The sequence below is a fragment of the Halomonas campaniensis genome (genome assembly GCF_002211105.1).
GTDB classification, from domain to species: domain Bacteria; phylum Pseudomonadota; class Gammaproteobacteria; order Pseudomonadales; family Halomonadaceae; genus Vreelandella; species Vreelandella campaniensis_A.
The window spans coordinates 252,955-276,044 of record NZ_JPUA01000034.1; the positions used below are offsets into that span (position 1 = coordinate 252,955).

General features: G+C 49.1%; 19 protein-coding genes and 1 pseudogene. 14 read left to right on the forward strand and 6 right to left on the reverse strand.

The window, feature by feature from the left end:
- The first annotated feature begins 141 nt into the window (after positions 1-141).
- The 4 genes from guaB (at position 142) to JI62_RS13700 (ending at position 6,787) form a co-directional block, all read left to right on the forward strand.
- A complete protein-coding gene (gene guaB, locus JI62_RS13685; RefSeq protein ID WP_088700687.1) occupies positions 142-1,611 on the forward strand; it encodes an IMP dehydrogenase in 1,470 nt (489 codons plus the stop codon).
- A 96-nt stretch (positions 1,612-1,707) separates the two neighbouring features.
- Entirely contained in the window at positions 1,708-3,285 is a 1,578-nt protein-coding gene (guaA, locus tag JI62_RS13690; protein WP_088700688.1) for a glutamine-hydrolyzing GMP synthase, read from the forward strand.
- Between the two features lie 154 nt (positions 3,286-3,439).
- Complete coding sequence (locus tag JI62_RS13695; protein ID WP_088700689.1) at positions 3,440-5,992, forward strand: toll/interleukin-1 receptor domain-containing protein; 2,553 nt, start codon at positions 3,440-3,442, stop codon at positions 5,990-5,992.
- A 360-nt stretch (positions 5,993-6,352) separates the two neighbouring features.
- Positions 6,353-6,787, forward strand: coding sequence for a TIR domain-containing protein (locus JI62_RS13700; protein ID WP_088700690.1), 435 nt, complete (start codon positions 6,353-6,355; stop codon positions 6,785-6,787).
- Positions 6,788-6,916: 129 nt separating this feature from the next.
- Here JI62_RS13700 and JI62_RS13705 read toward each other — a convergent pair whose 3' ends face one another.
- Entirely contained in the window at positions 6,917-8,158 is a 1,242-nt protein-coding gene (locus JI62_RS13705; protein WP_088700691.1) for a tetratricopeptide repeat-containing protein, read from the reverse strand.
- A gap of 559 nt (positions 8,159-8,717) precedes the next feature.
- On the opposite strand from JI62_RS13705, the gene JI62_RS13710 reads away from it, so the two are divergent.
- Entirely contained in the window at positions 8,718-9,068 is a 351-nt protein-coding gene (locus tag JI62_RS13710) for a DUF808 family protein (RefSeq protein ID WP_240513242.1), read from the forward strand.
- Here JI62_RS13710 and JI62_RS13715 read toward each other — a convergent pair.
- Positions 9,065-9,985: a DMT family transporter gene (locus JI62_RS13715; protein ID WP_088700692.1), complete on the reverse strand. Its 921-nt coding sequence runs from the start codon at positions 9,983-9,985 to the stop codon at positions 9,065-9,067. The genes JI62_RS13710 and JI62_RS13715 overlap by 4 nt on opposite strands.
- Positions 9,986-10,078: 93 nt before the next feature.
- Between JI62_RS13715 and JI62_RS13720 the strand changes: the two genes are divergently transcribed.
- From JI62_RS13720 to JI62_RS13730, 3 genes are all read left to right on the forward strand, one after another.
- Positions 10,079-10,987 (forward strand): LysR substrate-binding domain-containing protein, encoded by a 909-nt coding sequence (locus JI62_RS13720; RefSeq protein ID WP_088700693.1) that lies wholly within the window; start codon positions 10,079-10,081, stop codon positions 10,985-10,987.
- A gap of 359 nt (positions 10,988-11,346) precedes the next feature.
- The gene (locus JI62_RS13725; protein WP_082072634.1) at positions 11,347-11,616 is read left to right on the forward strand and encodes a hypothetical protein; all 270 of its coding nucleotides are present in this window, start codon (positions 11,347-11,349) and stop codon (positions 11,614-11,616) included.
- Positions 11,617-11,619: 3 nt separating this feature from the next.
- The gene (locus JI62_RS13730) at positions 11,620-12,366 is read left to right on the forward strand and encodes a hypothetical protein (protein WP_240513243.1); all 747 of its coding nucleotides are present in this window, start codon (positions 11,620-11,622) and stop codon (positions 12,364-12,366) included.
- A gap of 40 nt (positions 12,367-12,406) precedes the next feature.
- On the opposite strand, the gene JI62_RS13735 is transcribed toward JI62_RS13730, so the two are convergent.
- Complete coding sequence (locus JI62_RS13735) at positions 12,407-12,781, reverse strand: GFA family protein (RefSeq protein ID WP_088700694.1); 375 nt, start codon at positions 12,779-12,781, stop codon at positions 12,407-12,409.
- Between the two features lie 231 nt (positions 12,782-13,012).
- Here JI62_RS13735 and JI62_RS13740 point away from each other — a divergent pair, with 231 nt between their 5' ends.
- Positions 13,013-13,834, forward strand: a complete 822-nt coding sequence (locus tag JI62_RS13740) for a type IV toxin-antitoxin system AbiEi family antitoxin (protein WP_088700695.1) — start codon at positions 13,013-13,015, stop codon at positions 13,832-13,834.
- A gap of 102 nt (positions 13,835-13,936) precedes the next feature.
- The gene (locus tag JI62_RS13745; protein ID WP_205737522.1) at positions 13,937-14,887 is read left to right on the forward strand and encodes a DUF808 domain-containing protein; all 951 of its coding nucleotides are present in this window, start codon (positions 13,937-13,939) and stop codon (positions 14,885-14,887) included.
- 30 nt (positions 14,888-14,917) lie between these two features.
- Here the strand turns inward: JI62_RS13745 and JI62_RS13750 are convergent, their stop codons facing one another.
- Complete coding sequence (locus JI62_RS13750) at positions 14,918-15,853, reverse strand: AraC family transcriptional regulator (RefSeq protein WP_240513244.1); 936 nt, start codon at positions 15,851-15,853, stop codon at positions 14,918-14,920.
- A 200-nt stretch (positions 15,854-16,053) separates the two neighbouring features.
- On the opposite strand from JI62_RS13750, the gene JI62_RS13755 reads away from it, so the two are divergent.
- Both JI62_RS13755 and JI62_RS13760 read left to right on the forward strand, forming a co-directional pair.
- Positions 16,054-16,788 carry an SDR family oxidoreductase gene (locus tag JI62_RS13755; protein WP_088700698.1) on the forward strand — a complete coding sequence of 245 codons (735 nt, stop codon included), beginning with the start codon at positions 16,054-16,056 and terminating at the stop codon, positions 16,786-16,788.
- Positions 16,789-17,694: 906 nt separating this feature from the next.
- On the forward strand, positions 17,695-18,828 hold the full coding sequence (locus JI62_RS13760) for a GGDEF domain-containing protein (protein WP_088700699.1): 1,134 nt from the start codon (positions 17,695-17,697) through the stop codon (positions 18,826-18,828).
- Between the two features lie 145 nt (positions 18,829-18,973).
- On the opposite strand, the gene JI62_RS13765 is transcribed toward JI62_RS13760, so the two are convergent.
- Positions 18,974-19,282, reverse strand: coding sequence for a hypothetical protein (locus tag JI62_RS13765; RefSeq protein ID WP_088701336.1), 309 nt, complete (start codon positions 19,280-19,282; stop codon positions 18,974-18,976).
- 142 nt (positions 19,283-19,424) lie between these two features.
- Positions 19,425-20,054 (reverse strand): TetR/AcrR family transcriptional regulator, encoded by a 630-nt coding sequence (locus JI62_RS13770; RefSeq protein WP_088700700.1) that lies wholly within the window; start codon positions 20,052-20,054, stop codon positions 19,425-19,427.
- A 249-nt stretch (positions 20,055-20,303) separates the two neighbouring features.
- On the opposite strand from JI62_RS13770, the pseudogene JI62_RS13775 reads away from it, so the two are divergent.
- A pseudogene (locus tag JI62_RS13775) lies at positions 20,304-21,448 on the forward strand (MFS transporter).
- A gap of 613 nt (positions 21,449-22,061) precedes the next feature.
- Positions 22,062-23,072, forward strand: coding sequence for a TRAP transporter substrate-binding protein (locus tag JI62_RS13780; RefSeq protein WP_088700701.1), 1,011 nt, complete (start codon positions 22,062-22,064; stop codon positions 23,070-23,072).
- Positions 23,073-23,090 lie beyond the last annotated feature (18 nt).

The following is a 23,090-nucleotide window of genomic DNA, read 5'->3' on the forward strand; positions in this document are numbered from 1 at the left end:
ACTAACAGCCTACCAGCATACGTCATTAGCATTTGGTATAAGCACAACAGCCTGACTGCATTGCTGGGATGGCCCTCAAAACGCTATAATAGGCGATTAACCTTTCACGCCCCACTTCCTCTCAATCAGGGTGTTGCCGCTATGCTACGTATGGCCCAAGAAGCACTAACGTTCGATGACGTTCTCCTCGTTCCCGGCTTCTCCGATGTCCTCCCCAAGGATGTCAGCCTCAAAACCCGCCTGACCCGCAATCTTTCGCTCAATATTCCGCTCCTCTCTGCCGCGATGGACACCGTTACCGAAGCGCGTCTAGCGATTGCGATGGCCCAGGAAGGCGGCATCGGCATCATCCATAAGAGCATGGCCATGGCCCAGCAAGCCGCTGAGGTGCGCAAGGTCAAAAAGCACGAAAGCGTGATTGTAAAAGACCCGGTCACCGTTAGCCCTAAAGCCAAGCTCGAAGACCTGCTCGCCATGGCCCGTGAATACGGCTTCTCCGGTTTCCCCGTGGTAGAAGGCGAAACCCTGGTGGGTATCGTGACCGAGCGTGACATGCGCTTCCAGCCTAACCACGGCGACAGTGTAGAAGCGATCATGACGCCGCGCGACCGGCTGGTTACCGTCAAAGAGGGTACCGACCTCGAAACCAGCAAAGCCAAAATGCGCGAACACCGCATCGAGAAAATGCTGATCGTTGATGACGAGTTCCACCTGCGCGGCCTGGTCACCTTCCAGGATATCGAAAAAGCCCGCACCTACCCGATGGCCGCCAAAGACAGCGACGGTCGTTTGTTAGTTGGCGCAGCGGTCGGCACCGGCCCGGAAACCCCGGATCGCGTGGCCGCCCTGGCTGAAGCAGGCGTTGACGTGATCATTGTCGATACCGCCCACGGCCACTCCCAAGGCGTTCTCGACCGCGTTCGCTGGATTAAAGAGCACTTCCCGCAGATTCAGGTGATTGGCGGCAACATCGCCACCGCTGGTGCAGCCCGAGCGCTGGCCGAAGCAGGCGCGGATGCCGTTAAAGTCGGTATCGGCCCTGGCTCGATCTGCACCACGCGCATTGTAGCCGGCGTTGGCGTACCGCAAATTACCGCGGTTTCCAACGTGGCCGAAGCGCTTAAAGAGTACGACATTCCGCTGATTGCCGATGGCGGCGTCCGCTTCTCCGGTGACCTGGCCAAGGCGATTGCCGCTGGCGCTAGCGCCGTAATGGTCGGCGGCCTGCTGGCCGGTACCGAAGAAGCGCCGGGTGAAGTCGAGCTTTACCAGGGCCGTACCTACAAAGCCTACCGTGGCATGGGTTCCATGGGTGCCATGTCGCAGAGCCAGGGCAGCGCCGACCGCTACTTCCAGGATAAGAGCGAAGGCGCCGAGAAGTTGGTGCCGGAAGGCATTGAAGGCCGCGTTCCCTATAAAGGCATGATGAGCGCCATCGTTCACCAGTTGATGGGTGGCCTGCGCGCCTCCATGGGCTACACCGGCTGCCGCGATATTCAGGAAATGCGCACCAAACCGGAGTTCGTACAAATTACCGGCGCTGGCTTTAACGAATCCCACGTCCACAACGTGCAGATCACCAAAGAAGCTCCCAACTACCGGGTGAGCTAACCAGCAAGATTAGTTATATGGCGCGGCGGGCATTGCCCCGCCGCTTGCTTTTTGGCCTTACCAGCGGCACCCACACCGCTTAACCGAGACCCCGCCATGAGTGACATTCACGCCCATAAGATTTTGATTCTCGACTTCGGCTCGCAGTACACCCAACTGATCGCCCGCCGAGTTCGCGAGATCGGCGTTTATTCCGAAGTCCGCGCGTTTGATATCACCGAAGAAGAGATCCGCGAGTACAACCCCAACGGCATTATCATGGCCGGTGGCCCGGAATCCGTGACGGAACTGGACTCCCCGCGTGCGCCCCAGTGCGTGTTCGAGATGGGCCTGCCGGTGTTTGGTATCTGCTACGGGATGCAGACCATGGCTGAGCAGTTGGGCGGCAAGGTAGAAGGCTCTAATCAGCGTGAATTCGGCTACGCACAGATTCAGATCGACGAAGATAACGCGCTGTTCAAAGACATCAAAGACCACGTAGACGCGAAAAGCGGCAAAGCCCTGCTGGACGTATGGATGAGCCACGGCGACAAGGTCGCCGAAGCGCCCACCGAGTTCACCGTGACCGCCTCCACGCCGAGCTGCCCGATTGCCGCTATGGCCTGGGAAGAGAAGCAGTTTTACGGCGTACAGTTCCACCCGGAAGTGACCCATACCCTGCAGGGCCAGCGCATTCTCGAGCATTTCGTGCTGGATATCTGTAAAGCCGAAAAGCTGTGGACACCTGCGCAAATCATCGAAGACCAGGTACAGCGCGTGCGCGAGCAAGTGGGCGACCGCCACGTATTGCTTGGCCTCTCCGGTGGTGTGGACTCCTCTGTAGTAGCGGCACTGCTACACAAAGCGATTGGCACCCAACTGACCTGCGTGTTCGTCGACAACGGCCTGCTGCGTAAATCGGAAGGCGACCAGGTAATGGAAACCTTCGCCAAGCACATGGGCGTGAAGGTGATCCGCGTAGACGCCGAAGACCTGTTCCTCGGCAAGCTGAAGGGCGAAAAAGACCCGGAAGCCAAGCGAAAAATCATCGGCAATACCTTCATCGACGTGTTCGATGAAGAGGCCAGCAAAATTGAAGGCGTCGACTTCCTGGCCCAGGGCACCATCTACCCGGACGTGATCGAATCCGCCGCCTCCAAGACCGGCAAGGCGCACGTGATCAAATCCCACCACAACGTAGGTGGCTTGCCGGAGACTATGAAGCTCAAACTGGTCGAGCCGCTGCGCGAACTGTTTAAAGACGAAGTGCGCAAACTCGGCCTGGAACTCGGCCTGCCCTACGATATGGTCTATCGCCACCCGTTCCCTGGCCCCGGCCTGGGCGTGCGTATTCTTGGCGAAGTGAAGAAAGAGTATGCCGACATCCTCCGCGACGCCGACGCTATCTTCATCGAAGAGCTGCGCGCCTCCGGCTGGTACGAAAAAACCAGCCAAGCCTTCGCCGTGTTCCTGCCGGTAAAATCCGTAGGCGTAGTCGGCGACGGCCGCCGCTACGAATGGGTCATCGCGCTACGCGCGGTCGAAACCATCGACTTCATGACCGCACGCTGGGCGCACCTGCCCTACGAGCTGCTGGAAAAGGTTTCTAACCGGATTATCAATGAGTTGGAAGGGGTTTCACGGGTGACCTACGATGTGAGTAGTAAGCCGCCTGCTACTATAGAATGGGAGTGAGTTTCCTTCTGAATTTTTAGATGATAAAAAACCACCAATCTAGGTGGTTTTTTATTAAATTTAAGTACAGAATAGTGGCGTTAACAGATAGCTTTTATTTATCCTAAGGTCTGTTTTAAAGACTATAATTATTTGGCCTTTATTGAGTATTTTTATGACTTCTATAAAAGTTTTTATTAGCTATTCACATAAAGATGAAAGTTATAAAGAGTCTCTGTTAGAGCACATGGCATCATTGAGAAGAAGTGGTCTTATAGACGAATGGCATGATAGAAAAATTATTCCTGGCCAGAATTGGGCTGAAGAAATTTCCGAAAACGTGGCTAGTTCTAATTTGATAATTTTTCTAGTAAGTGCTAGCTTTCTGAATTCTGATTATTGCATTACTAAAGAAGCCTCAAAAGCAATGGAGATGCATGCGAATGGAGAAGCTATCCTAGTTCCAATTTTAATTCGCCCTTGTAAGTGGGATATAGACGAACTGTCGGCATTTCAAGGATTGCCAAAAGATACATTGCCTGTTTCAAAGTGGAATAATGAAGATGAAGCCTGGCTTGATGTGGTTAACAGCATTGAAGATTTAATTAAAGACTATAATTTAACTAAAGGTTCTTCTGGCCAATCGTTGATAAAGAAAAAAGAATGTATCACGCAAGATAGCTTTCTAGAATGGCTAGATAACACGGAAATAGTTTTGACTCATAGAAGAGTTGATAAGGTTAAATTAAGTGATATTTATACATCGCCTGATATAGAGTTAGACTCAAATGAGACTGCGAAAGATATCGATATAATTGATTCAAAAAAACTTTTAGATATTGACGGAAATTTTCTGTTGTATGGTGAGGAGCAGCAAGGTAAAACCGCTCTTTTAAAAATGTTTTTTAAAGAAAGTTTAAAGATTAGCGCTTTGCCTATTTATATCGATGCTGAAGATGTGAATAAGTCTGATCTTGAGCAAGTGCTTAGTAAATTATTATCTGTGCAATATGATTCGGTGGGCTTTGCTAATCTGAAAGATTATAATTACAAGATAGCATTGGTTGATAACTTTGATTTAATTAAGCTAAATTCTAAGTTTAAAGATATTTTTTTAAGTAGTTTAGAAGATTTCTTTGATAAAGTTATTATTACATGTCATGATTCATTCAGCTATATTGTTGCGGATGTGCCTAGCTTCTCAAATTTTGATTCTGGAAAGATTTTAGGCTTTGGTAATTTAAAAAGAGAAGAAATCGCTCGAAAATGGGTTTCACTAGGAGTAGAAGAATCTATAGAGGAAGTCGATTTATATGATGAGTGCGATGAAATTAAAAAACATCTGAATACAGTTATTAAAAAGAATGTGGTTCCAGCCAAACCTATATATGTTTTGATTTTAATGCAAATGTTTGAAGCTTATTCTAAACAGAATATAGAGCTAACTTCATATGGTCATTGTTATCAACAATTAATTTATCAATCTTTAGAGAAATCTAAAGTGAAATATTCAGAGTACGAAAAATATTTAAATATATTAACTGAGATTTCTTGGGCAATTTTTAAGAATGAAGGGCAGGGTTTGAATGAATTTAAAATATCAAGTTTTTTTAAAGATTATAGTGCTCGGTTTTTAGTTTCAGATTTTGATGCTGTGATTAAAAAGCTAAAAAATTGCTCGATACTTATGGAAAAAGATCTAAAAGTTAATTTTAGGTATCCATATATTTACTATTTTTTCGTTGCAAAAAAAATAGCTGAAGGTTATTCAAGTTCTCAAGAAATAAAAAATGATGTTGAGCTGCTTTTGGAAAAGCTACATAGAGAAGATGCCTCAAATATACTAATATTTATAACTCATCATAGTAAGGATGCTTGGGTTATTGATGAGATTAAAAAGGTATTAGATTTTCTTTTTTCTGAAAATGGTAAAGCAGAGCTCACAAAAAATCAGTTATCTTTTATGGATGATTTCATAAAGCAAATTCCTGACCTAGTGATTGAGCAAAGAGAGATTCAAAACGAGCGTGAACAACATAATAAGAAGCTAGATGAGATTGAACGTTCTGAAAGAAAAGATGATGAAGAAGGTGAGCCGCTGGATGTATTAGCAAATATAAACAAGGCTTTTAAAGGTATGGAAGTGGCTGGACAAATAATTAGAAATAGGCATGCCACTCTAACCAAAGATACTTTGTTTGATATCGCTAACTGTGGTGCTTCAACGGGCTTAAGATTCTTAGATTATTTTATTAGAATGTCTGATACTTCAAAAACGGAAATAGTTAATGTAATCGAGACGCATCTCGCTGAGCACCCGAATCTATCAGACAGTGAAGTCCAGGATCATGCTCAAAAGTTGTATTTACACCTCACATATGGAGTGATAAACGGTGTCATTAGAAAAATAGCTTCTTCAATTGGTTCTAGAGAAGCATTCGAAGTATATCAGAAGCTAGCTTTGCATGAGAATAAACCGTCATTTACGTTATTGAAACAGGCTATTGAATTGCAGTTTACTCGCAGCTTGATTTATTCAAATATTGAGGAAACAGCTAACAAATTAAGAAATAATCCAGTATGTCTTAGAATATTGAAAGAAATGGTAATTCAGCATATTTATATGTTTCCTGTTGATATAAGAACTAAGCAGCAATTGTCAGGGTTGCTGAAAATTTCGGTTAAAGGACAGCAGTATCTAGATTACAAGAAGCGCGGTAAGGGATAGGCTATTTTCCTCAATTTAGGCTCCATGTTTAGTGCGGTTTTATATGGGAATATACATGCTTTAATTAAGTTGGCGAAAATTATTCTAACTATTCAAATGTTATTGAAATAAATATGGTTTCGCGGCATAAAAACATCAAATACAACATGTTGTTTAAAAGCCATAGAATTGCTGTTCTCTTTGCTGTATAACATAGCTAATCATAACTTCCTAATTGTGAGATTTTCTATGAGGCGCTATTGAAGAGAGTGTCTTAAGAATTAGGAGGTATGCATTAATCCAATGTTTAGGGTTTCGATCATATATATTGGAACGCTTTCCAATACTTAGTTTAATTTGAAAATAGAATAAGGATATAGTATGTCGACTTATCATGTTTTTATCAGTCATGCTTGGGCCTATAGTGAAAGGTATAATGGAGTCGTTAATCTATTAGATATTGCTAGTAATACTTGTTCTAATTTTTCCTATGTAGATTATAGCGTTCCGAAGCACGATCCTGCTGTCGATCCGAATAGCGAGATAGGTATTAGACAATTGACGGCTATACTGAAAAACCAAATTGCCAGAGCAAGTTCAGTAATTGTCCCTGCTGGAATGTATGTAAATAATAGATACTGGATTCAAAAAGAGATAAGCTTGGCAAAGAATGGGTTTGAAAAGCCTAAAAAAATAATAGCTATTCGTCGACGTGGCCAACAAAGAACACCTCAAGACCTTATTGATCTTTCTGATCAAGTGGTTAGCTGGAATAGTGCCTCATTGGCTAAAGCAATTGCCGGGACTGCTGAATAACACATAAAATATATCAATTAAAAATCTTAAATGTTTTTATCTTAGCTACTTTCCTATGAAGAACTTGAGGATGTATTATTAGTCATCCATCCTCATTTAATTAAAGATAAGCTAAATATTGAAAAATGTTTAACTAGATTTTTCACTGTATTCGATAGCACTTTCCTTTCCGGATAAGTATGTTTGCTTCTCCCAATCTGCAGGTGACAGTGCTATAAATTCCTGCTCATAGTTCTCGCCATCAGAGTGTAACCCTAATGCAAAGTGACAATTTGCTAGCGTGGCATAGATCCAGAGTTTATCGGAACGCTCCTGAAAATTCTCTGTTTCAATAACTTCTAATAGTTGCTCAATAGTTTTCTTACGAATCTTTCTGGCCGACATCTGGTCGAACAAAGCTTCGTCGACAGAGCTTTGAAGCAAAGATCTTATTTCATAACATGTAGCAGCATTTTCGGCATTATAGTAGTCCCCTTTAAGAATAAAACCTCTCTCATAAAAGTTAATTGCTAAATCAAGTGCGTGGCTATCCTTATTTAATTTCCATAAGCGTTTGTGTATTGCACCAGTTAAACCAAGTGTTTCTGGATCATTTGACTCTTTGGGTTCTAGGGGTTCTAAAATATTAATGGCTTCGACTAGAGCTAATAGTTCTGAGGGATGTTTGGATTTGTATGTATGCAGAGCAGTTTGTTGGCGCAAATATGAATTGTCTGGCCGCATATTAAGAAGATTGTTGAAATTTTTCATCGCTTCTCTATGATTTGATGCATCGGCCGCTGCTTCAGCAGCTTCTAGAAATGACGAAAATCTTTCTTGCTCATCCTCGGCATCTTCCAATATTTCCTCGAATTCTTTATCTGTAAAGGAAGGCTCCTTTAAGAAAGGTATATATGTATAAACTGGGCTATCAGTTTGTGGGTCTTGTGATACTGTCTTTATAAGTCTGGAAAGCTCTTCTTGAGCACGTTTAGCCTCTCTATGTCCAATATCATCACCTAGATGGTCATACATGAATGTCGACGTATGATCCAAGTCAAAATGCAATTTTCCCTTTCTTTCCTTCATCACTATAGTTGAAAAAGGTCGTAATGCATGACGAACTCCTAGTTCGTAAACCGCATTTACGTTTCCTGTAGAAATATCAGCGACTACTAAATCTGCTTTAAGTAGCATTTCATACATTTTAAGATCTATTATACCCGAATGAAGAATTTCATTAGCTCGGATACATCTAAATCCACAGTCCTCTACGGCAGGCTGAATGATAGCTTCATAGGTGGCGTCTAAGTCGAGCAGCCGACCAGACTCGTAATCGGTTTTTTTGCCAAACCCCATTACAACAAAGCAAATTTTCTGTTTATTTACCATGTTTTTTATCTCCACTGTTTTTCGGTCTTGCTTTATTTTCCTAACCAATTGTAGTTTATTGATTAATAAATAGTTAAAATTTTTATGGCTTTATATGTGTGCTTCCGCTCTTAATATAGATGCCCACTGACGATGCCGATGAAATATGGTGCTCAGGTGATGTAAAGTAGTTTTGTGCTATGTTGTTCTATCGAGCATAAAAGTCGCCCCACTGAAAAAGTATGTTGGCTTACTACTCAATTGTGTGGTTTCAATCTCCACTGAAGAGGGTATGTCTGACGCACTGCTTTATAGTTGGTTGAAACATTCCACATCTTTTCTTGGTTAGTATCACTGTCTCAATTAATAAACCACTTTATTATACTATTACAGCATACTCAACTTGTAGTGGCATAGTTGATAGGTGATTGAGTGAGCAAGCTATGAGGGCGAAAGTTACCATCATGGTTTCGCCCAGGTTAAGAGAGGAATGAGAGAACACGACCCTTCCAATGAAGAGATACTCTTCAGCCACCCTGTGATTTACTATCTGCAATGTTTATTCACGGAGGAAACACCCATGGCCATAGGCGGCTTGATAGGATTACTGGACGACATTGCCGCATTGGCGAAGTTGTCCGCAGCATCACTGGACGATGTGAGTGCCGCCGCTGGGCGTGCAACGGCGAAGGCGGCCGGGGTGGTGGTGGATGATACGGCGGTGACGCCGCAATATTTGCAGGGGGTAACAGCGGAGCGGGAACTGGCGATTGTGAAGAAGATCGCGCTGGGCTCGATTCGCAACAAGCTGATTTTTATCCTGCCGGTTGGCGCTGCTGCTGAATCACTTTTTGCCCGCGCTATTGCCGATCATTCAGGCGCATGCCGGGTAGGTATGGGCTGCGATGAAGTAAGCAGAAATATCGATTAGCCCCGCCGTTGCCGTAACACCATCACTCCCGCCATTAAGATCATACCCATACCCAGCCAAGTCATGGCATCGGGCACTTCGCTGAATAGCAGGTAGCCCCCAAGGCTGGCAAAGATGAGGTAGGCGTAATCAAAGGTGCCGATCAACGCCGAAGGGGCAATTTGATAAGCCCTTGCCACCCCGGTATTCACAATGATCAGCAGTAGCGCGTAGGCGCCCACGATCAATAACGCTGTGGCGTTTAGCGGTTGCCAACCGGCGAACAGGAACGGCGCGCGTTCGGCAAGCGTTGCTGTGCTGTTGATTGCCACCAGCACACTGAAGAGACTGCCTGCTGCCAGGAACGCTAGATTTAATCCCAGGGTTAGCAGTAAGGGGTGTTCTCTTTGGCAGTGGTGGCGAGTGACCAGCATTGCTAGCGCATAAAAGAGGGCGGCAAGCACGGGTAGCAGTGTCGCAGGTGTGAAAGTGTCGCCGCCAGGGCGCAACACCACCACCACGCCCAGAAAACCGCAGAGAATGCCTAGCCAGGCCTGGCGTGAAAGATGCTCGCTCGCTCCAAAAGCAGCCAGCACGGCAATAAACAGCGGCGTGGTGTAAATGGCGACCGCTGCCACCGAAAGCGGAATCAGCGGCAGTGCTGCGTAATAGGCTATCCACATCAGCAACAGAAGCAGGCTTCTTATCGCCACCCAGCGGTGTGATTTTACCTTGGGTCGGGGGCCAGAATGGCCAATGATCAATCCAAAGAGTATCGGCAGCGAGAGTGTTGAGGCGATGACATAGAGTTGCCATAGCGACATACTGGCACTTAGATACTTAACCAGGGCGTCGGTCAACGCCAGCAGAAAGACAGCCCCCACGATAAGGCTTATGCCCTGTAGGATATTATCTTGAGGTTCAGCGGTGGCCTTCATTGCAGCGTTCCAGGTATGAATTCCGCTCTAGAGTGCCGCTGCCTCTAGCAGCACTTCAAACGACTTCTGCGTCACAATGCATGAGCTCAGATTATGGATAACTTCATCAAGTCTCTTCCACCGCTGGCGACGCTGCGCCCCTTTGAGGCTGCCGCCAGGCTTGAGAGCTTTTCGCGCGCGGCCGATGAACTCCACCTGACCCAGGCGGCTATCAGCCGGCAGATCCGTGCGCTGGAGGAAGATCTTGGCGTGATGCTTTTCGAGCGCCGTAATCGCAGTGTGTTTCTTACCCGCGAAGGGCGTGAGTTTGGCCGTACGGTCTCCCAGGCGCTGGAAAGTATCGCTACGGGGGCTCAGGAGCTGCGTGGCGACCCGGATGATAAGCGCGTTGTGTTGTTCTGCCAGTTATGCGAAGCGTTCTATTGGCTGATGCCACAGTTGGCTGACTTCAATCGTCGCTATCCTGACATTGAGATACAGCTGGCGACGTCGACACGGCCGATTACCGAATTTAGTGGCAGCTTCGACATTGCGCTGCAAACCAACGGACGACCCAGCGGGAGCCATCGATTGGTGTTTACCGCCGAGGATGAGATATTTCCGGTCTGCAGCCCTGCTTACCTGAAAGGGGTCACTACGCCGTTGAGCCTCAACACTTTGCTGAACCAGCGGCTACTGCACTACCACGCTGACCCGGCGGATTGGCTGGAGTGGGATGACTGGTTGCGTGCCATGGGGCACTTTGAACTTTCATCAGCGGAGAGTGCTGTTTTCGACAGCTACCCTCTGCTACTGCAAGCGGCTGTCGCGGGGCACGGTATCGCCTTGGGATGGCGGCGCACAACGCAACGATTAATTGAAAATGGCGAACTGATCCGCCCGGTGGCAGAGAGCTTGCCCCAGCACGATGCCATCGCCCTATACACACGCCAGGGCGCACCCCAACGCCCAGGCAGCGAAGCGTTATTGGGTTGGCTGCGTGAGGTGTTGGGTGATGAGTAGATTGCTGAAGCGACAGGCCTGGCGCTAGATGAAGTGGTGAAGCTGCGCACTGAAGGTAAGCGCTGACCTGCTTTTATTTATGTATTCCCGCTTCATACATCAAACGAAAGGGCAGTCCAATTGGCTGCCCTTTCTGTATTTGGTTGCTGAGGATGGCAGACATTCCCCATGCCATGAAAGCCCCCAGCGTCAGGTTAAGTGTTGCACCTACTGATATTCTTTCTTAAATTTTTATTAGGGAGTTAAAAGAGACACTTGGGTCTATCTATTTAGATGAACGTCGGCAAGGATATGAATTGCTGCCTCAATGGTTGTCAATTGACAACCATTGAGGGGGGCTTCATACTCAGAGGCAAATAATGACTCGTCCATCACATCCGAAAAAAGAGATCGAAACTGCCCTCAAACATGCGGAAGCGGAGGGCTGGCGAGTTGAAGTCGGCGGTAGCCATGCCTGGGGCAAAATTTACTGTCCTTATAATGATGATGAATGCCGCTGCGGTGAGTTTTGTATCGCGAGCGTGTGGAGTACACCGAAAAATCCCGGCAGCCACGCCCGGGCAATTCGGAGAGTAGTGGACAAGTGCTCGACCCACAAGCATCGAGACGAAGCGGAGCCGGAGGATTGAAGAATGGAATATGTTTTTACGCTGAAATACCAACTGGCTGACTGCGACAGCGACCTAGATGCACTGGTGGAGCGTTTGGGCGCCGCTGGTTGTGATGATGCTCTGGTGGGCGTAGGGCAGCCGGGCCGCTTGGCGCTGGAATTCTCTCGTGAAGCGGGCAGCGCCGAGGAAGCGGTTCGCACTGCCCTGGTTGACGTAAAAAAAGCGATCCCTTCCGCGCGGCTGATCGAGGCTTCGCCGGATCTTGTTGGCCTGACGGATGTAGCAGACGTTGTGGGCGTTTCGCGACAGGCAATGAGGAAGTTGATGCTCACCCACCGAGCGACGTTTCCTATGCCGGTTCACGAAGGCAGTGCCTCAATCTGGCACCTGGCGGAGGTGCTTGACTGGCTGATGACCCGAGGGGGCTACCAAATTGATGTTGGCGTGCTAGATACTGCGAAAGTGGCATTAGAAGTGAATATAGCCAAAGAGGCGATCCGCCATCCGGTTCGTAGCCAACAGTTCAATAGTTTGGTGGAGGATAAAGACATGTTGGCAGAAAATTTGGAAAACTGGGCTCAGCAAGAGCGCCAAGTAGGCATTCAGGAAGGCGAGAAGCTGGGTATTGTGAAAGGCGAAAAGCTGGGTATTGAGAAAACGGCCCTTAATCTGCTCAAACTGGGAGCGCTGAGTGATGAGCAGATTGCTGAAGCGACAGGCTTGGCGCTAGATGAAGTGGCTAAGTTGCGCACTGAAGGTAAGCGCTGATCGATTGCCTTCTGATCTAAGCGGCAGCCCTTGAACCTGCTCAAACTTCCCTATCCCGTTCGTATCGCTCCACGTTTGGAAATGGCGGTAGCCAATGTTCTCGGCGAATGTTCCAAAGCTCATATGTCGGTTTCAGTTGATTGGGTGAATCAAGGGCGCCCAGGTGTATTTCTATTTCGTCCTCGCTTACCGAAAAAACCGACGAACCGCATGCCGAGCAGAAATAGCGCCCCTGATAACTGTGCGGTTCGCCTTCGATCATGACAGCTTGCTTGGGATAATCCGCCGCCGCGTAGAAAAGCGCCCCGTGATGCTTACGACAATCCATACAGTGGCAAATACCTACCCGGAGCGGCTCGCCATTGGCCACTATTCGGATCTTACCGCAGAGACAGCCACCCTTTAGTTGAACCATTGTTAATCTCCAGAAGATTCATACATTCAAAGTAGGTGGCACTTTTGGTTTTGTCTTGCTGCTGTCTCGTATGTATTTGATGCCAGCAAACTGACATAAATCGAACTGTTGCAGGAGTCGGATTTTCCCTGCGCTCCCGGAACCCAGTCGTATCGCGACTACAAGCAGGCGGGCCTTAAGTTGGTAAACCCCCTTCCCGTGGTTCTTTAAAAGATAGATGATTTGTGAACCATGAGTACACTTAAAGAAGAAAAGCTAAAGAAGGTGCTTGAAGCCATACCTTCAGGATTCATGGTCGACACCGCATGGCTTGAACGCCACGGTGTAAGCCGTTTCCTTGCTCGCAAATACGTCGATAACGGCTGGCTGGAGCGCGTTAACCGCGGCGTCTTTCGACGCCCTGCGCCGAACGCAACAACATCGGGCGCAATCGATTGGAAAACTTGCCTGCTCTCCATGCAGCATATTATGCGCTATGACATCCATGTCGGTGGTACAACGGCGCTTACCCAACAGGGCTACGATCACTATCTGCGGCTGGGTAGCAGTGCGCCTGTCTGGGTATATGGCAACGCCACACCCAACTGGCTCAGCAAACTGCCACTAAACGCACTCATCGTCACCCGCAGCACCTCACTGTTCGCCGACCCATCACTTGGGCTTGCCAGAAACAACATCAACGACGAAGACACGCTGCCATGGAACTGGATTCTTAAGATGTCGGCACCTGAACGGGCGATTATGGAAGCCATGGACGAGTTGCCTGACCATGAGAGTTTTCATAACCTTGATATGGTGTTCGAGAGCTTGACGACACTGCGGCCGAAAGTACTGTCGGCGTTGCTACACAGTTGTAAGAAGATCAAGGTCAAGCGGTTGTTCTTTGTCTTTGCGGATCGCCATGACCATCCCTGGCGCAAGCGCCTCGATCCTGCAGAGTTCAACCTTGGCAGTGGCGACCGCGCACTAGTGACCGGGGGCAAGATACATCCGCGCTATCGCATCATGGTGCCAGAAACGTTTTTAAAGGCGGAGGTAGATGATGGCGCGTGAAACCTATGAAGCGCAGGTCGGAATCTTGAAGCAAAAGAGGCGATCCGCCCCAGCCGCTATATGAGTTACTATCTGCAACTGTTATTCACGGAGGAATCACCCATGGCCATAGGCGGCTTGATAGGATTACTGGATGACATTGCCGCATTGGCGAAGTTGTCCGCAGCATCACTGGACGATGTGAGTGCCGCCGCAGGGCGTGCGACGGCGAAGGCGGCCGGGGTGGTGGTGGATGATACGGCGGTGACGCCGCAATACTTGCAGGGGGTGACAGCAGAGCGTGAACTGTCGCTTGTGAAGCAGATCGCGTTGGGGTCGATTCGCAACAAGCTGATTTTTATCCTGCCGGTGGCGCTGCTGCTGAATCACTTTTTGCCCATGCTATTGCCGATCATCCTGATGGTGGGCGGCACCTACCTGGCCTTTGAGGGCGCGGAGAAAGTCTGGCACAAGCTTTCCGGCAAGCATGACGACGACAAGCCAGCGGTAGAGAAGGGGCCGGAAGCCGAGAAAACGATCGTCAGTGGTGCCATTCGCACCGACCTGATTCTGTCCGCCGAAATCATGGTGATCGCGCTTTCCACCGTTTCCCATCAGGGGTTCTGGTCACAGATGGTCAGCTTGGTGGTGGTCGCATTTGTCATCACTATCTTGGTGTATGGCGTGGTAGCGCTGTTGGTCAGGATGGATGATATCGGTCTGAGGCTCGCCCAACGGGAAAGTTCGGGCGTGCAGAAGCTGGGCCGTGGTCTGGTGACGGCCATGCCCAAGGTACTATCGACCATCGCAGTGGTGGGTACCATTGCCATGCTGTGGGTGGGTGGGCATATCCTGATGGCCAATCTGGGGGCCGATGGCACGGGTTGGTTCAACGCCCCCTATGAGTGGGTTCACCACATTGAGCATGGCATTCGCGAGGCAACCGGTGCCTTGGGCGGCACGCTGGGCTGGAGTTTCAATACGCTGTGCTCGGCAGTGATTGGCTTTGTGGTCGGCTCGGTGGTGGTGGGCGTGGTGCATCTACTCCCTGTTAAGAAGGCGCATGTCGAATAGGGTTGACGCCGGTGTTTGCGGTGGTGCTTTTTAACGGCTCAGAGCACTGAAAGTGTCGGGATCAGTGAACTCTGTTGGCTCTCCCTCTCGTGCCTCTTGGCGAAGCGTTCTTATGTCACGCGCAGGGGGCGCGCCGAACAGCCGAGAATATTCTCGACTGAATTGCGACAGACTCTCGTAGCCAACCGATAAAGCGACGGCGGTGACACCGCCAGATTCAGTGAAGAGCATTCTGCGCGCTTCATAGAGTCTGATCTGTTTTTGATACTGAAGAGGCGACAATCTAACCGTCGCTTTGAAGCGTCGATGAAACGCTGAAGGGCTCATATTCACTGTCGCCGCAAGCTCCTCAACCCGGAATGCCGTTGCGTAATTTTGCCGAATCCATGTGATAGCACGCCTGATTTGGAAAAAGCGATCATCGATGCCTGCTATTTGTCTTAGCACCGTACCTTGTGGGCCGCGCAGCATTCGATACAGGATCTCATGTTCGATGAGAGGCGCGATTAAAGCTATATCCTCCGGCTGATCGGTAAGGCGAACCATCCTGTACCAAGCATCGGCAAGATCGTCACTCACGTAGTCAATGCAGAAGCCTCTCGTCTCAGACATGCTCAAAGGACTATCCACCTTGCACAAAATCTCAGTGACTAAAGCTCGGTCAAGAGATAGGCGCAACGCCAAGTAGGGAGTGGCCGGACTCGCTTCTTCGACTTCTCCAACCACTGGCAGCTCGACTGATGTAATAAAGCTTTGGCCTGCCTGATAGTTGACGACTTGATCTCCGATGACAATCCGCTTGCTCCCTTGCAGGATCAGGCTAATCAGGGGCTGATAGATCTCAGGAAAAAGCTCGGTCGGTGCGCAAACCCGGAGAATATCCAAACGCGGGATATGAGTTTGGGTAAGCACGGATTTCGCACGTTTCTCTACAAGTGATCTGAGTTTTTCAATCGAATTATTCATGTCATTACTTCTAGCATGGCTTGCATAGCGCATCCATGAATTAAGCAGAAATGTGCAATTTACAGGCTGGAATAGACACGCCACCGTTTAGGTGCCCTGTTATAAATATTGACGATCCCGTTGGGCTCTTTCATGGGCGCTCTAGCGTTACAGCCCTGTTTATTTCCACAACTTCACGTCTTACAGAAAGGGAATACGCTATGGAACTTAAAAATTCGGTAGTCCTTGTGACGGGGGCTTCGTCAGGCATTGGTGAAGCGACAGCACGCGCGGTCGTTCAAGCTGGCGCGCGTGCTGTGTTGTTGGCGAGACGTCAAGATAGGCTCGACGATTTAGCGAGTGAGCTGGGAGATGATGTTCTTGCCTTACCCTGCGACGTCACCAATCCAGTCGAGGTTAAAAAAGCTGTCCAGATCGCGCAGGAGAGGTATGGTCGAATCGATGTCTTGATTAACAATGCAGGGCAGGGGCTATATGCCTCGATTGAAGACATCGGCATTGAAGATTTTCGGGGACTGCTCAATCTAAATACAGTTGCACCACTGATTATGATGCAAGCGGTGATCCCTCTTATGCGCAAACAAGGTGCCGGATGCATCGTCAATGTTAGCTCCGGCGCGACCTTAGCAACTTACCCCGGTGTGGCAGCTTATACGAGCTCAAAGTCAGCACTCAACATGATCTCAAAAGTTGCACGGCTTGAGCTGGCGGATGCAGGCATCACCGTCTCGTTGATACACCCTTTCATGACAGCGACAGAGTTCTATGGCTCGGTGAAATCAGGCCTGAGCACAGCACAGGAGCAAGAGGTTGGGGCAACGTCGATAGCTCACCCACCGTCCTTGGTCGCGCAAATGATCATCAACCTTATCAGGACTGGCGACGAAGAGGCTGATCTTGTCCCGAGAGAATATGGGGGAAGTTTCGAGGGGTAAGAAGGGCTACTAAAGCAGCGGCATAGAAAAGCGCTGCGTGAGGAGGGGCATGGGGTTTGGGCGCAATCACTTTACTGCTTAATAGATCGTGAACAGGTTCTAAGGGGGCATTCAGAGAAGTGAAGTGGTTCACTGACTCCGGACACCCATCGCCCCAGCACGATGCTATCGCCCTATACACACGCCAGGGCGCGCCTCAGCGCCCAGGCAGTGAAGCGTCATGGGGCTGGCTGTGTGAGGTGTTGTGTGATGAGGTTTGTACGAACTCACAAAGAGCATATCGATAAGATGTTTACTCGCTGGCTTAAAAGCCACTTGCAGCGGTTCGCGGCTGAGGTCAACTTCAATTAGCTAAACAGTTTGGTGGCGGATAAAGCCATGTTGGCCGACAACTTCTTATGTGTACTTTAGTCATAAGGCTTTCTTGAATTAGTGTTGGGGTTTAAAAGGGAGTGTTGTTAGATTTAATCGAATTTTTTAATTAAGTATAATTTATCATTTTTTTAGTGTCGTAAGGGCTGCCTCTCTCAGTTTATGCGCTGCTGAAGCGCCATTATTTAAACTATTCTTGGCGTAAGTGTGAGGCCGGTCTTATTTTAAAATGACGCTGGGAACACGAAATTACATAAGCTTTCGATGTAACATTTGTTCACTTTTCAATGGTGACAGCTTCGAATTTTTTTATGATAATGACAAAAAGGTGCTACAAAGTTGGGAGCATGTGAAAAAAATCTGAATCAACTGTAGTACAGCACGTTAGCGTGCCTATGTCTAAAAACGGACTTATTACCAATAACCCCACGGGGGATAAACTTACTCTGCCTGTTTTGGCCAAGATCTGAGTATCCTGAGAGAAGGTTTGCACCTCATGCTCGCTTTCCACGAGGAAGCAAGAGGGAGTCGGCGATGCTTAATATAAAAAGACTCTGGTCGCTTGGTGTTCAAAAAAACTCGCCAAGAACGAGGAGACAGATACAGCTTTGTAATCAGATTGCGCTACTTTTTACCCTGGCTACCGTGTTTCCGTACCAGCTCTTTTATTTTATCTATGATTATACTCTTTATCACGATGTGTTTGTTGCCAATCTGATCTTTATAGTCGTGTACTTGTCGGTTCTGCTATTAAATCATAAACGTCGATACGCTACTGCAAAAAAAGTGTTACTGGTTAACACCTGCTGTCAGCTGTTACTTGTTAATTATTACATCAGCTCGGAGGCGGGGGTGCATCTATATTATTTTACCCTAGCTGGCATATTGCTTTTTCTTTATCAAAATCTTCGTACTCTGGTGTATTTTGTACTCCTGGCAACACTCGGGACGCTTTTTACGATCACCCATTTTCTCTTTTCACCGGACACCGCGATCACACCGATTCCTTCTCCATGGGTCGAGATCATGTATGCAGGTAGCGTGGCGGCTGTGCTGGGATTGTTGGGTGTCTTTTTAATGTTCTTTCGAAATCAAATTAATCAGGCTGAAAAAGAACTAAATGAGAAGAATGATTACTTAAAAATGTTAAGCAATACCGATCCATTAACGGGGTTAGCGAACCGCCGTGTACTGGATGAAGCCCTTGATACGGAGTGGTACCGGCTGTCACGAAACCCTACGCCATTGTCCGTCATTATGTGCGACGTAGATCATTTTAAGCTATTCAATGATCGCTATGGTCATAACAGCGGCGATCACTGTTTGAAACAAGTTGCGGCTGTGTTGAAAGGTGTTCTGTTTCGGCCTTCTGACTTGGCGGTGCGCTATGGTGGAGAAGAGTTCGCGGTGGTTTTACCTGGCACAGATGAAGCAGGGGCCCGGCACATAGGGGAAAGGCTACGTGAGGCAGTGGAGTGCCTGAATATTCCCAATGAAGATGTCGGGGCTGATGCTTATGTGACTGTTAGCGTCGGTGTTTCTAGCTTTGATCATTTTAATTGCCACTCGGGTGGCCCTGTTCGCCTGCTGAACAGCGCTGATAAAGCACTTTACCGGGCGAAGTCCAGTGGTCGTAATAAGGTGGTTTTCCTGGGCTATGACAGTTAGCGTTCTTTTGTCGGTGATGCCTCCTAAAGCGGCTCATCTAGAGGGATCACTTATCCCGGCTGGGCTCTTTCGTATTTCTCCTTAGCACAAATAGCGTAACCCCCTAACAAGCTATCCGTAAGATAGATCTGAAAAGCCTAAGGGTTCATTCAGAGACGCTCTCGCAGTTGTCGCGATAAAGAGGGGCATCGATGCCCAAGGCCAGTTGCTTGGTGGCGCTGTTGTAGTAGAAGTGGCCGAGCTCGACGCTTGAATGCGCATAGTCGCCGCATACACCATAGCCCTTGTTGACTCGCTTCAAGTTGGAAATCTCAGCGGGTGTCTGGCTGTCGAGGCTGTCAGATATAGTCGCGGCGATGTGGGCATCACGCTGTGCCTCGGAATAGGCCTGGCTACCGAATACCAGGCCAGCAACGATGAAAATGGCAACGACGGGAATCCATAGGTTATGCATTGAGTGTCCAGTTAAAGGATATAAGCGTGCATGATGCAGCAGAAAAATTAGCGGCAGAAACATTATTTAGCGGGAGAATAACTTTTTAACCATCCCATCCCATCCCATCCCATCCCATTTCATTGGCTGGCTAATACTTGGTTTACATAAGGGCCTGCGAACCATTGCATGCGGCGTCCCACAGCTTCATGAGCTCGGTAATAGAGGCATTGAAGACCGATATCTTGACGCCGTCTCTCGCTGATATCGACACACCCAGCAGAAAGCTACTGAACGCCGTACCCATGGCCTGGGCATCGGTACCTTCCGAAAGCTCGCCCATAGCAATGCCGCGCTCAACGCAGCGTACAAACCCGGCATGAGTACGCGCACGTGAGACGGCCAGCGGCTTTGTGACATGAGCATGCTCATTTTTTGGCGCACTCATGGTTCCCAAGGCCACCATGCAGCCTTTTGGATGTCCCGATTCGCACTGCATTTTCGTTGAGCGACGCAGCGTCAATTCGACCGCGTCTCTGGGAGCTATTTCATCGTCCCATAGGCCGTCTGTCACGCGGGCATAGCTCTCCAGGTAGCACTGCACAGCCTCTTTGAATAAGGCCTCCTTAGATCCGAAAGCGGCATAAAAGCTTGGCGCAGAGATGCCTCCACCGATCTGAGCTTTGAGCTGGCTCAAAGACGTTGTCTCGTAACCCTGCTCCCAGAAAAGGTGCATCGCTTGCTCGATGGCTTGCTGCCGATCAAACGCTCTGGGACGCCCCATCTGTGCCATTGATAACTCCAGTACGTCACTAAGATATGTGAGTTATAGACTACTCGATACAAAACTTATTGACAATAATCTGGCGGGTACCTCATATTTATACCGATCGATACATAAGTTTCATGGAATGCTCTGGGTGCTTGCTGCCTAGCGCTAAACTTCATCTTCGAAAAGGTATTTTTTGTGGACTCCTCATCTATTCAGGCTGAATCGGCGGCGGCCGATAATCTTCCCATGTCTGCACTGCTGGCCTTGGCCATGACGGGCTTTATCTGCATCGTGACAGAAACGCTGCCTGCGGGCTTGTTACCTCAAATCAGTGAAGGCCTCGGGATCAGCCAGGCTTTGGCAGGTCAAATGGTGACGGCTTATGCGCTGGGGTCGTTGTTAGCGGCGATTCCTTTGACGATTGCGACGCGTGGTTGGCGACGACGTAATGTCTTGCTGCTCACCATTATCGGGTTCTTGGTTTTTAACTCGATCACGGCGCTATCCAGTAGCTATGCCATAACGTTGGTTGCCCGCTTCTTTGCGGGTGTTGCCGCTGGGTTGGCTTGGAGTCTTCTCGCGGGTTATGCGCGGCGTATGGTTGCTCCCCATCAACAAGGGCGCGCCATGGCTGTAGCGATGTCGGCATCCCCATTGCGCTTTCTCTAGGGGTGCCTCTTGGGACATACATGGGCTCTGTCGCCGGTTGGCGTACCGCTTTCTGGGTCATGTCTGCTTTGACACTGGTGCTGGCAGTATGGGTAATGGCCAAGGTTCCCGACTATCCCGGCCAGCCGAAAGGCGAGCGTATGCCATTGCGAAAAGTCTTTACGACCCCGGGCGTGCGGCCCGTGCTTGCCGTAGTCATGGCATGGATGCTGGCACACAATATTCTCTACACCTACATTGCTCCGTTTGTGGCGACAACGGGCCTCGGCGAACGGGTTGATCTGGCGCTATTGACCTTTGGCGTTGCATCGCTGGGTGGCATCTGGATGGCCGGCAAGCTGGTGGACAGCCATTTGCGAATCACGGTACTGGTAAGTCTGGCGGCGTTCGCGATCACCGCATTCATCTTTGGTGTCAACACGCAAAGCTCCGTTGTCGTCTTTATCGGTATTGTGGTGTGGGGGGTTACCTTCGGCGGTGCTTCCACATTGCTGCAAACGGCGCTGGCCGATACGGCCGGAAGTGGCGCGGATGTGGCGCTTTCCATGAATGTAGTGGCCTGGAATGGCGCGATTGCGGGCGGTGGCGTCGCTGGCGGTATGCTCCTTAATGCATGGGGCGTCAGCGCCTTCCCCTGGGCTCTGGTGGTCTTGCTGATTATCGGTTTCATCGTCGCATGGGGGGCGCGTTCACATGCTTTCAAACCAGGCCGCCGACATGGAGACACCCAGGTTGCTGCGCATTGAGCCAAGGTTGCTCGGTCGATGAATGCTTGCCATCGCTGAAGAGCTCCACGTCGCTCGTGCGGTAGAAAAACTGAACACTAGGTAGTTGCCACTGTCGCGCACCACCCAGGAAGTGGAGGAATATCTGGGCTGAGACAGTACCCGTAATCTGCTCAAACTGAGGGTCGTAGTGATGGGCAGATTGCTGAGGTGGCAGGCTTGGCGCTAGATGAAGTGGTGAAGCTGAGCATGGAGAGTAAGCGCTGATCTGCTTTAGTTCCCGTATTCCCGCTTCCTGTATAGAACGAAAGGGCAGTCCAAGTGACTGCCCTTTCTGTTTCTGTATTTGCAACAACTGCCGGGCGGCAAAGAGCCGCCAGCCTGATCCTGCCAAGAATTGATTAAGAGTACGATGGCTTGATGGGGGCATCAGGCCCCGAATAAATGCGCACCATATTGAGCCCTTTAGCACAAAGTTGGTGCGAATTTAGGCATAGATACGTTCAACAACCCGCAGAATCCCTTATTTTTCAAAGTGGCATGATAATTGCCAATTCTTTAAGTAAGTAAATAGTTACTTAACTCGCTCCATGAAGAGTGTTTTCTGAATGGGCGCAATGGCAAGGATCACACCATGAAAAAGCAATTTAAGAACATGAAGTTGAAGGCTCTCGCTTGTAGTTTTGCGTTGGGCACCTTGGTACACACCGGCATGGCGAGTGCCGATATTAATATCAAGTTTCACCATGATTTGCCTGAAGATAGTGCGCAACACTTGGCGGCTGAGCGCTTCAGGGACATGGTAGCTGAGCGTAGCGGCGGTGAGATTTCAGTCGAAATTTTCCCCAATAACACTCTCGGTGATGATGTCGAAGTCACCCAACAGTTGCAGATGGGGGCTGTGGAAGCTGCCATTATTCCGACCGCCAAGCTATCGGGCTTCGTTCCCGCCATGCAGATCGTCGACCTGCCTTTCTTGTTCCCTTCGCCTGATGTTGCCCACACCGTTCTTGATGGGCAGGCCGGTGATGATCTCTTGGCGACGGTAGAGCAGGTGGGGCTGAAGGGGGTTACTTTTTGGGAAAGTGGTTTTAAGCAATTTACCTGTGACCAGCCTGTTAATGGCCCGGAAGACTTCGCAGGCCAAAAGGTACGCGTGATGCAAAGCCCTATCATCATGGAGCAGTTTAAAGCGATGGGCGCTAACCCGGTACCGATTGCCTTCGGCGAAACCTACAACGCGCTGCAACAGCGCATTGTCGACTGCCAGGAAAATCCGCTGGTATCGATTACACAAATGAAATTTTATGAAGTGCAGTCGGATGTGGTCATCAGCAACCACGCTTATCTGGCCTATGCATTTCTGTTTAGTCAGAGTTGGTTCGATAGCTTAAGCCCCGAGAATCAGGCGCTATTAACGGACGCTGCACGTGAAACTACTGCATTCCAGCGTGAAGAAACCGCTCGCCGTGAAACGGGCTACATTGCCACTATCGAAGCCAGTGGCACTAACGTGAGTACACTGGATGATGCCCAACTGATGGCTTTCAGAGAGTCGACAGCGTCGGTGCACGATGAGTTTGCCAATGAAATTGGCGCAGATCTAATGGCGGAATTCCAGCAAGCCATTGCTGATACCGAATAGTAGCGCGTCACCCATTAA